The sequence below is a fragment of the Bradyrhizobium sp. BLXBL-03 genome (genome assembly GCF_051853015.1).
Classification (GTDB): domain Bacteria; phylum Pseudomonadota; class Alphaproteobacteria; order Rhizobiales; family Xanthobacteraceae; genus Bradyrhizobium; species Bradyrhizobium manausense.
The window spans coordinates 5,822,172-5,837,578 of the sequence record NZ_CP182470.1 but is presented as its reverse complement, the minus strand read 5'-3'; the positions used below and the strand labels follow the sequence as shown (position 1 = coordinate 5,837,578).

Sequence of the window (15,407 nt, the reverse complement as noted above, 5' to 3'; positions counted from 1 at the left end):
CCGGGCTACGACAGCGCGCCGATCTAGCTCGGCATCCGGTGCATCGCGCAGATCTTGTTGCCGTCCAGATCGCGCAAGTAAGCGAGATAGAGCTTGTTTCCTCCGCCCTCGCGGATGCCGGGCGGGTTTTCGATCGGTGTTCCGCCGGCCGCAACGCCGGCGGCGTGCCACTTATCGACCTGCTCGGGCGAGTTGGCGGCAAAGCCGATGGTGCCGCCATTGGCGCAGGTCGCCGGCTCGCCGTTGATCGGCTTTGTCACCGAGAACACGCCGGTCCTGGTGAAGTAGAAGATGCGGTGACCATCGACCTTGGCCGGACGCACGTCGAGCGTGCCGAGCAGCGCGTCGTAGAACGCCTTGGCCTTGTCGAGATCGTTGGTGCCGATCATGACGTGTGAGAACATGGTCTTTCTTCCTCCCCCGCTTTGAACTGTAGGGTGGGCAAAGCGAAGCGTGCCCACCACGTCTAGACGGCGTGGGCACGGCGCAAGGGCGCCTCTGCCCACCCTACGAAATCTCAATACGCTGTATGGCCGGCGCGTCCCGTGAGGTCGAAAAGGTCCATGGCGCGTTTCCTGTTTTTGGCAACACGTCTTGGTATGTCGCGCATCAGCCCCTGCGCGCAAGATTGCTTGCCATGCCATGATCACCATGGACAAGACCGCGCCAAAAATCAAATATGCGCCCCGGCAAACCAAATTCCGGCCTGCGAAACATCGCGCCGCAACTGACGAGGAAACCATGCAGTTCAAACATGTCACGCTCGAATTCGATGGTGCGGTCGCGATCCTCAAGCTCGACCATCAGGAGGTGATGAACGCGGTCTCCGTGGACATGCTGGGCGGCCTCTCCGATGCGCTCGACGCGATCGAGGAGAAAAAGGACGAGGTGCGCTGCGTCGTTCTGACCGGCGCGGGCCGCGCGTTCTGTACGGGAGCAAATCTGCAGGGGCGCAACAACCAGTCGAAGAAGACCAAGGCCGGCTTGACACTGGAGACCGGCTTCCATCCGTTCCTGCGCCGCATCCGCAACCTGCATTGCCCGATCGTGACCGCGGTCAACGGCCCCGCCGCCGGCGCCGGCATGAGCTTCGCGCTGCTCGGCGACATGATCTTGTGCGCACGTTCCTCCTACTTCCTGCAAGCGTTCCGCCGCATCGGCCTCGTGCCGGATTGCGGCTCGACCTGGCTGTTGCCGCGGCTGATCGGCAAGGCGCGTTCGGTCGAACTGTCGTTGATGGGCGAGCGGCTGCCGGCCGAGAAGGCGCTGGAATGGGGCCTCGTCAACCGCGTCTATGACGACGGCGTGCTGATGGAGGAGGCGATGAAGCTCGCGCGCGACCTCGCCAGTGGCCCGACGGTCGCGCTGTCGCTGATCCGCAAGCTCTATTGGGATAGCCCGGAAAATTCCTTCGAAGAGCAGCTCAATCTCGAATTCCAGTGTCAGCTCCGTGCCGGCGATACCCAGGATTTCCGCGAGGGTGTCGGCGCCTTCCTCGAGAAGCGGCCGGCCAAATTCAACGGCAAATGATCAAAGGCAAATGATCGAGGCGGAGCTTTCCCGGAGCGTCCAGCGCTGGTGTCCGGGCGCAACCGGCGCTACCTCCGCGGCAAAGCTGTCGGGCGGCGCCAGCCAGGAGACCTGGCGCTTCGACATCAGCCATCCCGACGGCCCGATCGGCGCGATCCTGCGCCGTTCGCCGAAGGGCTATGGTGCCGCGCCAACGCGCGCGGCGGGGCTTGCGGCGGAAGCGCAGCTGATGCAGCTGGCCTTCGAGGCCGGCGTGCCGTCGCCGCGCGTGATGCATGTGCTGACGCCGGACGACGATCTCGGCACCGGCTTCATCATGCAGCGGGTCGAGGGCGAGACCATCGCCCGCAAGATTCTCCGCGATGATGAATTCGCGGCGGCGCGGCCAATGCTTGCGCGGCAGATCGGCGGCGTGCTCGCGGGCTTGCATCGGCTTCCGCTGGACAAATTGCCCGGGTTGCGGAGCCGCAGCGCGACGCAGGAAATCTCCGAATTCGATCGCGACTATCGCAGCCTGAACTGGCCAAAGCCGGTGTTCGAGCTTGCGCTGCGCTGGCTGCGCGACCACGATCCGGGCCCGTCGGCTGAAGTGACGCTGGTCCATGGCGATTTCCGCAACGGCAATCTCATTATCGGGGCCGACGGTGTCCGGGCGGTGCTGGACTGGGAGCTCGCCCATCTCGGCGATCCCATGGAAGATCTTGGCTGGGTCTGCGTGAACTCATGGCGCTTTGGCGAGATCGACAAGCCTGTCGGCGGCTTTGGCTCCCGCGAGGAGCTGTTCGCCGGTTATGAGGCTGCCGGCCGCAAGGTCGATGCAGCGCGCGTCAGGTTTTGGGAAGTGATGGGGACGCTGCGCTGGGGCATCATGTGCGGCGGCATGATGCAGCGGTTCCGCGAGGGGCCGGATCATTCCATGGAGCGCGCCATGATCGGCCGCCGCGCCTCGGAGACCGAGATCGATCTGTTGCGGCTGCTCGCGCCGCGGGGAGATTAGTCATGCAGGACGAGCCGACACCGATCGAGCTGACCAAGGCGGTCGCCGATTTCCTCCGCAACGACATCACGCCGCTGATATCGGGCCATCAGGCTTTCAAGCTGCGCGTTGCGATCAACATCCTCGATCTCGTTACGCGACAGCTGACGCGGGAGGCGGGGAGTGACGCCAAGGAGGTCGAGCGGCTGCGCGCGCTGCTCGGTGTTGACGGCTCGGTCACCGAGCTGAACCGCGTGCTCGCCGGGCGCATCGCCAAGGGCGAGATGGATCTCGCAACGCCGGGCCTCGCCGAGCATCTGTGGGCGACTACGATGGACAAGCTTGCCGTCGATCAGCCGAACTATGCGTCCTACAAGCGCGAGCTGGGGCGAGGTGGATAGCTCTCTCCCCGTCATTGCGAGGAGCCCTTGCGACGAAGCAATCCGGACTGTTTCCGCGGATGCATTTCTGGATTGCTTCGCTGCGCTCGCAATGACCTTGTTGAGGCAGGCGCCTCTCTCCGCCGTCATTCCGGGGCGTCGCGCAGCGACGAGCCCGGAATCTATTCATCCAAGCGTTCTGCCGCCTGATGGATTCCGGGCTCGCGCCTCTCGGCGCGGCGGGAATGACCGCGCAAAGCGCGGTCACTTCCCCACCCATTTCGGTGGCCGCTTCTCGGAAAACGCCTTCGGCCCCTCGATGTAATCCTGCGAGGCCACCATCGCCTTCACGGCCGGATATTCGCGCTGCTCCTCGATCGCCTGCTCGAGCGACACGGCGAGGCCCTTCCGGATGGTCTGCTTCGAGGCGCGGATCGACATCGGCGAGTTCTTCGTGATCATTTCCGCCCAGCGCAGCGCGCCGGCGAGCGCCTCGCCCTGCGGCACCACCTCGTTGACGAAGCCGAGCTCAAATCCTTCCCTGGCGCTGACATGACGCGCGGTGAGGATCATGCCCATGGCGCGCTTCAGGCCGATCTGGCGCGGCAGACGATGCAGGCCGCCGGCGAGTGCGGCAAGGCCCACGCGCGGCTCGGGCAGGGCGAAGGTCGCATTCTCCGAGGCAATGATGAGATCGCAGGCCAGCGCGATCTCGAAACCGCCGCCCATGGCGACGCCGTTCACCGCGGCGATGATCGGCTTGTCGCAGTCGAAACGCGAGGTGAGGCCGGCAAAGCCGCCCTTGTCCCAGCCGCGCTTGCCGCCGGCCGCCTGCCATTTCAGATCGTTGCCGGCGCAGAATGCCTTGTCGCCGGCGCCGGTGACGACGGCCACCCATTGCGCGGGGTCCGCGGCGAAATCGTCGAACACCTTGTTGAGCTCGAAATGCGCGTCGATGTGCAGCGCGTTGTAGACCTCGGGCCGCGACAGCGTGACGATCGTGATCGGCCCCTTGCGTTCCACCCTTGAAAATTTCAGCTCCATCGCGCGCTCCCGCATTTCCTCGTGAAGGAATATTGGAATCATACTATCGCGCCACAGCGCGAGAGCGCCATCGAATTGCGCGGGTGCGCCCTGCGCGCCTCACACGCGTCGGCTTGCTTGACTTGCGCGCGCTCTTCTCACCTTAATCGTGCGAAGCAAAAGCGCGCCTAGCGCCTTAACGCAAAACGATAAAATCGATCCGGGAGAGAACCTGTGGATTTCTCACTGCCTGCCGATCTCGTCGCCTATCTCGGAGAGCTCGATCGCTTCATCGAGCGCGAAATCAAGCCGTTGGAACAGGTCGACGACAACATCCGCTTTTTCGATCATCGCCGCGAATGGGCGCGCACCGATTTCGAGAATGGCGGCCTGCCACGGCATGAATGGGAAGCGTTGCTGCGCAAGGCGAAAGACCTTGCCGATGCGGCTGGCCATCTGCGCTTTCCGGTGCCCAAGCAATATGGCGGCAAGGACGGCTCCAACCTCTGGATGGCGGTGATCCGCGAGCATTTTGCCGCGAAGGGCCTTGGCCTCCACAATGACCTCCAGAACGAGCACTCCATCGTCGGCAACTTCCCCGTCGTCACCATGCTCGACCGCTACGGCCGCGACGACCAGAAGGCGATGATCGACGGCTCGATCAAGGGCAAGTACCGCATCACCTTTGGCCTGACCGAGCCGCATCACGGCTCGGACGCCACGCATATGGAGACGCGTGCGGTGCCTGCGGTCAGAGACAACGTCAAGGGCTGGATCATCAACGGCGAGAAGATGTGGACGACGGGCATGCATGTCGCCACGCATTGCGCGCTGTTCGCGCGGACGTCAGGCAATGACGGCGACGCGCGCGGCATCACCTGCTTCCTGGTGCCGGCCAAGAGCCACGGCGTCAGGATCGAGGAATACATGTGGACCTTCAACATGCCGACCGACCATCCCCGTGTCAGCTTTACGGACGTGTTCGTGCCTGAAGATGCACTGTTCGGCGAGGTCGGCCGCGGCCTGTCGCTGGCGCAATGCTTTGTCCATCAAAACCGCATCCGCCAGGCCGCGAGCTCGCTGGGCGCTGCCGTCTACTGCATTAACGAGAGCGTCAGATACGCCCGTGGGCGAAAGCCGTTCGGCAAGGCGCTTGCCGAGAACCAGGCGATCCAATTTCCGCTGGTTGAGCTTGCGACCCAAGCCGAGATGCTGCGCCTGTTGATCCGCAAGACCGCCTGGGAGATGGACCAGCTCACCGAGGAGCAGATCGAGCGCACGCTCTCCGACCGTGTCTCGATGTGCAACTATATTGCAAACCGTCTTTGTTGTGAGTCGGCCGACCGCGCCATGCAGGTCCACGGCGGCATGGGCTATTCACGCCACAAGCCGTTCGAGCACATTTATCGGCATCACCGGCGTTACCGCATCACCGAGGGCAGTGAGGAGATCCAGATGCGGAAGGTCGCGGGGTTCTTGTTCGGCTATATGGGGCCGGGGAAGCATTGAGGCTTGCACCGGTGCCGTAGGACCTCCTACCCTTCGTCAAGGGTGGAAGTCCCTGACAGATAACCATAGCACCGTGCTCGACGCTATCCAGGACGCTTCGCGCCGGCTTTGCCGGTGCCTATGGCATCCTGGACAGCGTCTGCGCGCGGCGCTCTTGCGTTCGGCAGGTCGGGACGAAGGAACGGTCGCATGCGGCCGAACAAAGGAACGGCTCAGCCTGCTGCCGAGATCTTCGCGCTGTTGTGGTCTGCGTCGTAGGGCGTCTGGTGCTTGAGCGTCGCGCACAAGGCAAAGAGCAGGCGATCTCCCACACCACGCAGCGCACGCGCATGGCCGTGTCCGCGCTGCCGCAAAGCATCATAGCGTCGCCGGGCTGCGGCGTCGTATTGAAGCGCGCCGCGCGACCAGTGATGAACGGCGCTTTGCAGCCGCCTGTTGCAGGCCAGGCGGCGGATCACGAAGCGTTGCTTGCCGCTTTGCCGCGTCACCGGTGCGACCCCTGCCAAGGCGCGCAAGGCGTGGTAGTCTCGTCTGCGCAGAGGCTCGGTGGCCTCGACGAGCAGTGTGGCGAGAACGATCCTGCCGATTCCCGGCCAGGAGCGAAGGATCGCCACGTCACACTGCTCGGGATTCTGCCCCGCGGGGCTCTCCTGTTCTTCGAGCTTGGCGCACAGGCGGTCCAGGCTGTGCTGCGCTTCCTTGATTTGCTGATTGACCAGGCGCAGACGGGCCGCGAGGCTGCGGATATGCACGCACGCAGCCTCCGTCGTGCCCGGTGCCACGAGCAGGGGTGTCTCGCGCAAAGTCTTGAGCACCGTCGCCGCATCGAGGCGGCGGATACGATAGGCGCTGAGGATGCGCGCGATCGCCTTGTCGCTGGCCTTGGCCGCGCTGTCCGGCGTCGGCACCTTTTGCCAAAGTGCCAGGAACCAGTCGTCGGCGACATCGTCGGTCAGCTTGGCCGCTTGGGGATAGTACCGCCACAACTGCTGACGCAGGCGATTGGCAAGCCGCGTGCGCTCCTGCTGCAGTTCCTCCGCCATGCGCGACCACTCGCGCAGCTCGATCACCAGCGGATTGTCGGCCGCAAGCTGGCGGAAGGCCGCACAGTCCGTACGCAATGAGCTTCCGAGCACATGAGCGTCGCGGCGATCATCCTTGGCACCGGCCACCGTGAAGCGATCCCGGAAGCGGTCGAGTTGCTTGGGATTGATGGCAAAGACCATAAAACCATGCTCGAGCAGCATCTCCACCACTGGGCCATGCGGCGTCTCGATTGCCACCGCGATCTGTCCCGGTGCGGCCTTGGTCTTTTCGACCAGCCAATCACACAGCTCCGTCAGTCCGGCTCCGCCATGCGCAAAGTCGCGCTGGCCGGCCGGCCGTCCTTCCGCATCCAGCAGGCAAACGCAATGACTCCGCGTTGCCCAATCGATCCCGACGAACCATTGCACGTCCTTGACCATCGTTGGATCTCCTCGCTCTCAAAGCGGGCCAACCGCGATCCTGATCGATCCCTGTACTGGCGCTCTCGGCGCAATGACCTCCTACTGGATCTCGATCGCGGACGTTCCGCTGGGGCGCGGTTCCTACGTGGGTGCTCAAGGCACGGGTGGACAAGGCTGCTCCCGACGGATCGGCCCGAATGGCCAGTCTACACCTCTAGGCCGGCCATGAACGTCAGAAGGGTACAGGGTGGGCAAAGCGGAGCGTGCCCACCACCTGTTACAAGCTTGGAAGAACGGTGGGCACGGCGCTTTGCGCTTTTGCCCACCCTACGGCACCGCTTGTTGTGGAGGCAGTCTGGATTGCTTCGTCGCAAGGGCTCCTCGCAATAACGGAGGAGAGAGGTGCACCTCTGTCTCCACACCGTCATCGCGAGCGAAGCGAAGCAATCCAGAAATGTCACCGTTGAGGGACCGTGGATCGTTTCGTCGTCCTGTGGATCAATTCACCCGTCGATCCTTCCCCGCCCAATACGGCTCCCTCAACTGCCGCCGCAGGATCTTGCCGCTCGGATTGCGCGGCAGCGCCGGCAAGAACTCCACGCTCTTCGGCGTCTTGTAGCCGGCGATGCGCGTCCGGGTGAAATTGATGATGTCGGTGGCGGTTGCCTGCTTGCCCGGCTTCATCACCACGACGGCCTTGACCGCCTCGCCCCAGGTGTCGTCGGGCACCCCGATCACCGCGGCTTCGGCGACGTCGGGATGATCGCACAGGGCGCTCTCGACTTCGGCGGGGTAGATGTTCTCGCCGCCGGAGATGATCATGTCCTTGATGCGATCGTGGATGTAGAGGTAGCCGTCCTCGTCCATGTAGCCGGCATCACCCGTGCGCAGCCAGCCGTCACTGCGCAGTGTTGCGGCGGTCGCCTCCGGCAAGTTCCAATAGCCGGCCATGTTGGAGCCGGAGCGCGTCGCGATCTCGCCGACCTGACGCGGCGGCAGCGGCTTGCCGTCGGCATCGAGGATTGCGATCTCGACGCCCGTCAGCGCCTTGCCGGCCGAGCGCATCCGCTCGAGGCCCTCGATATGGTCCTCCGGCGGCAGTGCGACGATAGTACCTGTCGTCTCGGTCATGCCGTACATCTGCACGAAGCCGCATTTGAAGACCTCGATGCATTCCTTCAGCAGCGCCGCCGGAATGGGGGAGGCGCCGTACAGCATGTATTTCAGCCTGGAGAAATCCACCGTCTTGGCGCGCGGCTGCCGCACCACGAACTGCATCGCTGCCGGCACCATGAAGAGTTTGGTGATGCCCGACTGCTCGAAGAAATCCAGCACCTTGGTCGGATCGAACTCGCGCGCGATCACGCCGCGGGCGCCGTGATAGAGCCCCATCACGCCCCAGCCCGAGCCGCCGATGTGGAAGATCGGCATCGCGACCAGCGATACGTCGTCGGTCGACCACCGGTTCCATTCCGGCTTGTCCTCGGCATTGCCTGTCTGCACGAGGTTGAGGAAGTTCGCATGGCTCAGCATCGCGCCCTTCGGCTTGCCCGTGGTGCCTGACGTGTAGAGCTGGATCGCGATGTCGCGGGTAGCGATCGCAACCTTCGGGTCGTCGCCGCTCTGCGCGTCCCGCCAGGCCGTGAAATCCTGCCACTCCGGCGCGCCGCCCTCGGTGGTGATGATCGTGCGCACGCCCGGGATTTGGTCCCTGATCTGACGGATTTGCGTGATGAATTCCGGTCCCACGAACAGCACGGGCGCTTTGCAGTCGGAAACGATGAAGGCGACCTCGGGTCCTGCGAGCCGCCAGTTCACCGGCGCCATCACCACGCCGGCTTTCATCGCGCCCATCAGCAGCTCGAAATAGACATCGCTGTTCTTGCCGAGATAGGCGATGCGGTCGCCCTTCTTCACGCCCATCGCGAGAAGCGCGTTGGCGACCTTGTTGGTGTTGACGTCGAACTCGGCAAAGCTGGTCACGCGGCCTTCAAACTCGAAGGCGATCGCGTTGCCGCGGCTCCTGGCGCGCTCGCGCACCATGTCGGCGAGGTCAGCCAATGGCTGTGTAGACATGTTTCTCCCGTGGGTGTTTTGTCTTTTATGCCGGGGAGTGTGGCGTCATCCGCGGGTGAAGACAAGGTGGTGCCCCACCATCGTCCTGGCTTTCGCCAGGACGACGAGAGAGAGGATTACCCCCGCTTCGCCCGGTCCTTCTCGTTCTGCGCCATGATGCTTTCGCGCGCGGTCTTCCAGTCGTCGTCGCTCCAGTCGCGGAGCTGGTAGAAATTGCCGCCCATCGCAAGCGCCTGGGCGCCGTCCATGGCGATGGTCTCGCCATTGATCCAGTCGCAGCCGCCGGAGATCAGGAACACCGCGAGGTTCTGCAGCTCCTCCATGGTCCCGACCCGGCCCATCGGATTCATCGCCTTGGTGCGCGCGCCGGCCTCGTCACCGGGCTTGATGCGCTTGCTCATGCCTTCGGTCGGAATTTCCCCGGGTGCGATGGTGTTGAGGCGGATGCCGTGGCGGCCCCATTCGGTCGCCAGCGACATCGTCATGGCATGGATCGCCGACTTGCTCATGGCCGACGGCACCACATAGGGCGAGCCGTTGCGCACCCAGGTCGTGGTGATCGAGACGACGTTGCCGGGCTGCTTCAGCGCGATCCAGCGCTTGCCAACCGCATGGGTGACGTAGAACGTGCCGTGCATGACGATGTTGGCGACTGCATCGAAGCCGCGCGGCGACAGCTCTTCCGTGCGCGAGATGAAATTGCCGGCGGCGTTGTTGATGAGATCGGTCAGAGGCGCCTCGCGAAAGATGTTGTCGATCATCTCCTCGACCGCAAGGGCGTTGCGGATATCGACACCGTGGCTGGTGACGCGGCCGCCATACTCACCCATCAGCTCGATCGCGGTCTCGTCGCAGACGATCTTGCGCCGGCCGCAGATGTGCACCTCGGCGCCGAGTTCGAGGAAGCGCGCCGTCATCGACTTGCCGAGCCCGGTGCCGCCGCCGGTCACGAGAATGCGCCGACCAGCCAGAAGATTTTCCTTGAACATGGCTGTTTCTCCCGTACGTATCGTCAGTTAATTGGTCGATTGACTAAATCCGGCCGTCAGCTTTCTGTAAAGCGGCACCGAACAAGAACAAGGGAGAATTCATCCATGGAAGAGCGCGTCTCGATCTCGATCTCGGAAGGCGTTGCCGACGTGCGCCTGGTGCGCGCCGACAAGATGAATGCGCTGGATCAAGCTATGTTCGAGGCGCTTGTCGGGGCAACCGAGCGTCTTTCGAGGGAAAAAGGCGTACGCGCTGTCGTGCTGTCAGGCGAGGGCCGCGCCTTCTGCGCTGGTCTCGACACGGGACGTTTTGCCGCCATGAAGGAGAAGGGCGGCAACGGAATTCCGGGTGGCGAAAATCGCGATCTCACCAAGCGCACGCATGGCCAGGCCAACTTTCCGCAGCAAGCGGTGTGGGGCTGGCGCCAGCTTCCGGTTCCGGTGATTGCGGCCGTGCACGGCGTTGCCTTCGGTGGCGGCTTCCAGCTCTCGCTCGGCGCCGACATGCGCTTCCTGAGCGCCGATGCGCGGATGTCGATCATGGAAATCAAATGGGGCCTCGTGCCTGACATGTCAGGCACGCCGATCCTGGCGAGCCTCGTGCGCGACGACATCCTGCGCGACCTCACCTACACGGGCCGCATCTTCTCCGCGCAGGAAGCGATGAGTTACGGTCTCGCCACTCGCATCTGCGACGATCCGCGCGCTGCGGCGCTCGAAGTCGCGCGTGAGATCGCCGGCAAGAGCCCCGATGCGATCCGCGCCGCCAAGCGACTGCTGAACAATCTCTCGGTCGATCCAGGACCTGCGCTGCTTGCGGAGTCGGTCGAGCAGCAGAAGCTGATCGGCAGCCCGAACCAGACCGAAGCGGTGCGGTCGAACCTGGAGAAGCGCGCCGCGAAGTATGCGGATTGAGTTCGTCATTCCGGGATGCGCCGCAGGCGCAGGCCCGGAATCCATCCCGCCGCATTCTCTGCCGTGACATGGATTCCGGGTTCGATGCTTTCGCATCGCCCCGGAATGACGCCCATGATTGTGCCTCTGTCGGAACCCGACGAAAGATCGGAAAACAAGAATGAACGAAACGTCCAAGTTCCTCGGCATCGTCTCCGGCGACCGCCGCCGTGCCCACACCGAGGTCGCCGATCGCGCCGACCGCATCGCCTCCGGGCTCGCCATGTCGGGCGTCAAGCAAGGTGATTGCGTCTGCATGCTGATGCGCAACGACATCGCCTTCCTCGAGGCCGCCTACGCCGCGATGCGGCTTGGGGCCTACGGCGTGCCGATCAACTGGCACTTCAAGCCGGAGGAGATCAACTACATCCTCGGTGACACCGGCACCTCCGTGCTGATCGGACATGCTGACATGCTGCATGCCTTGCGCGATGCGATTCCTGATGGCGTCACCGTGCTCAGCGTGCCGACGCCACCGGAAATCCTGAAGACCTACAAGATCGATCCCGATCACCTCGAGACGCCGGACTTCGCAATCGATTTCGAGTCCTGGCTCGCGCAGTATCAGCCCTATGACGGCCCGGTCGTGCCGCAGCCGATGAACATGATCTACACGTCAGGCACGACAGGTCATCCCAAGGGCGTACGTCGCAACGCCCCGACGCCGGAGCAGCAGGCGGCCGGCGAGCGTATGCGTGCGACGATCTACGGGTTGAAACCCGGCGCCCGCGCGATCCTGCCAGGTCCGCTCTATCACTCCGCGCCGAACTCGTTCGGTATCCGCGCAGGCAAGCTCGGCGGCGCGCTGGTCTTGATGCCGCGCTTCGAGGCGGAAGAGTTTCTCGAACTGATCGAGCGATACAAGATCGACACCATCTTCATGGTGCCGACCATGTTTATCCGCCTGATGAAACTGCCGGAGGAGGTCCGCAAGAAGTACGACGTCTCCTCGCTCCGTCACGTCATTCACGCGGCCGCGCCCTGTCCGGCGGACGTCAAGCGCGCCATGATCGAGTGGTGGGGCCCGGTGATCTATGAATTCTACGGCTCGACCGAATCCAGCGCCGTCACCTTCGCGACCTCCGAGGACGCGCTCAGGAAGCCGGGTACGGTCGGCAAGATCTCACCCGGCGCCGAGCTGCGCTTCATCGGCGACGACGGCCGCCTGCTCGGCGTCGGCGAGATCGGCGAGATCTATTCCCGCATGGCGGGGCTTGCCGACTTCACCTACCACAACAAGCCGGAGAAGCGCGCCGAAATCGACCGCGACGGTTTCATCACCTCGGGCGACGTCGGCTATATCGACGAAGATGGTTACGTCTTCATCTGCGACCGCAAGCGCGACATGGTGATATCAGGCGGCGTCAACATCTATCCGGCCGAGATCGAGTCGGTGCTGCATGCCATCCCGGGCGTGCATGATTGCGCCGTGTTCGGTATCCCCGATGCCGAGTTCGGCGAGGCGCTGATGGCGGTGGTCGAGCCGCAACCGGGCGTCACGCTCGGTGTCGCCGACATCCGTGCGCGATTGAAGAGCTCACTCGCCGACTACAAGGTCCCGAAGCATATCGAGATCCGCACGGGCCTGCCGCGCGAGGACTCCGGAAAAATCTTCAAACGCCGCCTGCGCGATCCCTATTGGGAGCAGGCGGGGCGGAAGATTTAAACGCCCTGTGGCCCGGATGGAGCGAAGCGCAATCCGGGACTTAACTCTCCGGATGCAAAGGCCCGGATTTCGCTGCGCTCCATCCGGGCTACAGGCTGACCTCTAAACCAGCTCTCCGCCGACGAACAGCAGGAACGACCGGCCCGGCACCTTGTAGACGCTGTCGAAGTCGAACCGGACGCCGGATGCGCCGTCGGCGGCATTGGTGTCGAGCAGCAGCGACCAGCACGGTCCGGCCGTGGTGTGCGGCAGCTTGAAGTCGACCTCGCCCTCATAGCTGTTGAGGATGATCAGCACGCTGTCGTCCTCGCCGTGGCGCGGGATGGCGGTCTTGCGTGCACGGCCGTCAAGCACGGCCCCGAAGCATTTCAGCCAGCCGCTTTCCCACTCGGCGCTCGACATCTCATTGCCATTGGGATTGATCCAGACGACATCGCGGATGTCGAGCTGCGCATCATGCACGCCGGTAAGGAAGCGGCTGCGGCGCAGGATCGGATAGTCGCGCCTGAGCTGGATCACCCGCTTGGTGAAGGCGAGCAGCTTCTGCGCATGCTCGCCCATGGTCCAGTCGAACCAGGAGATATCGCTGTCCTGGCAATAGGCGTTGTTGTTGCCCTGCTGGGTGCGGCCGAACTCGTCGCCGCCGAGCAGCATCGGCGTTCCCTGCGAGAGCAAAAGGGTCGCCAGCATGTTTCGCTTCTGCCGCTCGCGCAGGGCGACGATCTCCTGGTTGTCCGTCGGGCCTTCGACGCCGCAATTCCAGGAGCGGTTGCTGGAATTACCGTCGCGGTTGCCCTCGCCATTGGCTTCGTTGTGCTTGTCGTTGTAGCTCGCCCAATCGTTCAGCGTAAAACCGTCATGAGCCGTGATGAAGTTGACGCTGGCCCATGAGCGACGGCCGCCCCAGCGGCCGAAGATGTCGCCGGAGCCGAGCAGCCGCGAGGCGAGGGCGGAGGGCGGCGCCTCGCCGCGCCAATAATCGCGCACCGTGTCGCGATATTTGTCGTTCCACTCCGCCCAGCCGGGCGGGAAGCCGCCGACCTGGTAGCCGCCGGGTCCGCAGTCCCAGGGCTCGGCGATCAGCTTGACGGTCGACAGCAGCGGATCCTGATCCATTGCCTTGAGAAATCCGCTCTGCTCGTCGAAGCCGTAGACCTCGCGTGCGAGAATGGTGCCGAGGTCGAAGCGGAAGCCGTCGATATGCATATGGCCGGCCCAGTAGCGCAAGCTGTCCATCACCATCTGGATCACGCGCGGATGCGACAGGTTGACGGTGTTTCCGGTGCCGGTGTCGTTGATGTAATAGCGCTTCCGGTCGGGCAGCAGGCGATAATAGCTCGCATTGTCGATGCCCTTGAAGGATAGGGTCGGCCCAAGCTCGTTGCCTTCGGCGGTGTGGTTGTAGACGACGTCGAGGATCACCTCGAGGCCTGCGCCGTGCAGCTTCGAGACCATCTCCTTGAACTCGCGCAAGGAATTCGGCACGTCGGAGGCGTAGCGCGGGTCGGGTGCGAAGAAGCCGATGGTGTTGTAGCCCCAGTAATTGACCAGGTTCCTCTTCAGAAGATTGTCGTCGTTGATGAAGGAATGGACCGGCAGCAGCTCGATCGAGGTCACGCCGAGCGATGTCAGATGCGCGATCATCTCGGGCGCCGCGAAGCCGGCATAGGTGCCGCGCAGGTTGTCGGGCACCGCAGGATGCTTCTTCGTAAAACCCTTGACGTGGGTCTCGTAGACGATGGTCTCGTCCCAATGGACGTTCTGGCGCGCCGCCTCGGCTGCCAGTCGAAATCAGGATCGACCACGACGGATTTCGGCATGAAGGGCGCGCTGTCGCGTTCGTCGAAGGTCGTGTCGTCGCCCGTCTCCATGATGTAGCCGAACACGGCCGGATTCCAGGTCAGGCTCCCGGCATGGGCGCGGGCATAGGGATCGAGCAGCAGCTTGTTGGGATTGAAGCGATGACCGGCGTCGGGCTGATAGGGCCCGTGGACGCGGTAGCCATAAAAGGTGCCGGGGCCGACGCCGCTGATGTACCCATGGAAGACTTGATCGGTATATTCCGGCAGCTCGAAGCGATGCGTCTCGCGATCGCCATCGTACAGGCAGACTTCCACCTTGGTGGCATTGGCTGAAAATACCGCGAAGTTGGTGCCGTTGCCGCTCCAATGGGCACCCAGTGGATAGGGCAGGCCTTCCTCGATGACGAAATCGGACATGCGCCCCCCCTAGGCCCCGATGGCCGCGACAGCAATGCCATTGCGCCCCGAATGTTTCAAACGCCGTGCCATTCTGGGCAATGCGTGCGTCAATTCGATGAAGTGGGTGCCGCCTTCGCAGCGACGATTTTCCCACTTATATAAGTGGGGTCATTGGCCTCCGGATCATCCCAGGGTTCTTAAACTCATGTCCCCAGTTTCCATCCTGCTCAACCTGATCTGGATTCTCATCGGCGGGGCCTGGATGGCCTTCGGCTGGCTGGTGGCTTCAGTGATCATGGCCATCACCATCATCGGGCTGCCCTGGGCGCGGGCGGCGTTCAACATCGCCATCTACACGCTGCTGCCGTTCGGCTCGCGCGCGGTCAGCCGTGACGAGGTCACCGGCATGAGCGACATCGGCACCGGTGCCCTCGGCGTGATCGGCAACATCATCTGGCTCGTTCTGGCCGGCTGGTGGCTGGCGCTCGGCCACCTCCTGACCGCCGTGCTCTTCGCCATCACCATCATCGGCCTTCCCTTTGCTTGGGCCCATCTGAAGCTCGCCGGCATCGCGCTGTGGCCGATCGGCAAGGTGATCGTGCCGGCCTGACTCTGCCGGGCCGCCGGCCCCAGCGGCGGTGTGTGTGCACCGCCC

13 protein-coding genes and 1 pseudogene are annotated in these 15,407 nt (G+C 63.7%); 7 read left to right on the top strand and 7 right to left on the bottom strand.

Features of this window, described 5'->3' with window-relative positions; translation table 11 throughout:
• Positions 1-23: 23 nt before the first annotated feature.
• Positions 24-404 (bottom strand): VOC family protein, encoded by a 381-nt coding sequence (locus tag ACNJX9_RS27980; RefSeq protein WP_439405232.1) that lies wholly within the window; start codon positions 402-404, stop codon positions 24-26.
• 205 nt (positions 405-609) lie between these two features.
• Complete coding sequence (locus ACNJX9_RS27975) at positions 610-756, bottom strand: hypothetical protein (protein WP_157083660.1); 147 nt, start codon at positions 754-756, stop codon at positions 610-612.
• On the opposite strand from ACNJX9_RS27975, the gene ACNJX9_RS27970 reads away from it, so the two are divergent.
• The 3 genes from ACNJX9_RS27970 to ACNJX9_RS27960 are packed head-to-tail and all read left to right on the top strand — an operon-like array spanning position 742 to position 2,907.
• On the top strand, positions 742-1,530 hold the full coding sequence (locus ACNJX9_RS27970) for an enoyl-CoA hydratase/isomerase (RefSeq protein ID WP_057753783.1): 789 nt from the start codon (positions 742-744) through the stop codon (positions 1,528-1,530). The genes ACNJX9_RS27975 and ACNJX9_RS27970 overlap by 15 nt on opposite strands.
• Positions 1,531-1,540: 10 nt before the next feature.
• Positions 1,541-2,527, top strand: a complete 987-nt coding sequence (locus tag ACNJX9_RS27965; RefSeq protein WP_439405231.1) for a phosphotransferase family protein — start codon at positions 1,541-1,543, stop codon at positions 2,525-2,527.
• 2 nt (positions 2,528-2,529) lie between these two features.
• On the top strand, positions 2,530-2,907 hold the full coding sequence (locus tag ACNJX9_RS27960; RefSeq protein ID WP_057753138.1) for a DUF6285 domain-containing protein: 378 nt from the start codon (positions 2,530-2,532) through the stop codon (positions 2,905-2,907).
• A gap of 243 nt (positions 2,908-3,150) precedes the next feature.
• On the opposite strand, the gene ACNJX9_RS27955 is transcribed toward ACNJX9_RS27960, so the two are convergent.
• Complete coding sequence (locus ACNJX9_RS27955) at positions 3,151-3,930, bottom strand: enoyl-CoA hydratase-related protein (protein ID WP_439405230.1); 780 nt, start codon at positions 3,928-3,930, stop codon at positions 3,151-3,153.
• 213 nt (positions 3,931-4,143) lie between these two features.
• On the opposite strand from ACNJX9_RS27955, the gene ACNJX9_RS27950 reads away from it, so the two are divergent.
• Positions 4,144-5,418, top strand: coding sequence for an acyl-CoA dehydrogenase family protein (locus ACNJX9_RS27950; RefSeq protein WP_439405229.1), 1,275 nt, complete (start codon positions 4,144-4,146; stop codon positions 5,416-5,418).
• Positions 5,419-5,630: 212 nt separating this feature from the next.
• On the opposite strand, the gene ACNJX9_RS27945 is transcribed toward ACNJX9_RS27950, so the two are convergent.
• The 3 genes from ACNJX9_RS27945 to ACNJX9_RS27935 all read right to left on the bottom strand — a co-directional run bounded on the left by ACNJX9_RS27945 (position 5,631) and on the right by ACNJX9_RS27935 (position 9,931).
• On the bottom strand, positions 5,631-6,884 hold the full coding sequence (locus ACNJX9_RS27945) for an IS110 family transposase (protein ID WP_439405121.1): 1,254 nt from the start codon (positions 6,882-6,884) through the stop codon (positions 5,631-5,633).
• A gap of 480 nt (positions 6,885-7,364) precedes the next feature.
• Positions 7,365-8,942, bottom strand: a complete 1,578-nt coding sequence (locus ACNJX9_RS27940) for a fatty acid--CoA ligase (protein ID WP_439405228.1) — start codon at positions 8,940-8,942, stop codon at positions 7,365-7,367.
• Between the two features lie 116 nt (positions 8,943-9,058).
• Complete coding sequence (locus ACNJX9_RS27935) at positions 9,059-9,931, bottom strand: SDR family oxidoreductase (RefSeq protein WP_439405227.1); 873 nt, start codon at positions 9,929-9,931, stop codon at positions 9,059-9,061.
• A 105-nt stretch (positions 9,932-10,036) separates the two neighbouring features.
• Here ACNJX9_RS27935 and ACNJX9_RS27930 point away from each other — a divergent pair, with 105 nt between their 5' ends.
• The gene (locus ACNJX9_RS27930) at positions 10,037-10,846 is read left to right on the top strand and encodes a crotonase/enoyl-CoA hydratase family protein (RefSeq protein ID WP_439405226.1); all 810 of its coding nucleotides are present in this window, start codon (positions 10,037-10,039) and stop codon (positions 10,844-10,846) included.
• A gap of 160 nt (positions 10,847-11,006) precedes the next feature.
• Positions 11,007-12,551, top strand: coding sequence for an acyl-CoA synthetase (locus ACNJX9_RS27925; protein ID WP_057752945.1), 1,545 nt, complete (start codon positions 11,007-11,009; stop codon positions 12,549-12,551).
• A gap of 102 nt (positions 12,552-12,653) precedes the next feature.
• Here the strand turns inward: ACNJX9_RS27925 and glgX are convergent.
• Positions 12,654-14,770: pseudogene (gene glgX, locus ACNJX9_RS27920) on the bottom strand (glycogen debranching protein GlgX).
• 187 nt (positions 14,771-14,957) lie between these two features.
• On the opposite strand from glgX, the gene ACNJX9_RS27915 reads away from it, so the two are divergent.
• Positions 14,958-15,362 (top strand): YccF domain-containing protein, encoded by a 405-nt coding sequence (locus ACNJX9_RS27915; RefSeq protein WP_057752947.1) that lies wholly within the window; start codon positions 14,958-14,960, stop codon positions 15,360-15,362.
• The last annotated feature ends 45 nt before the right edge of the window (positions 15,363-15,407 follow it).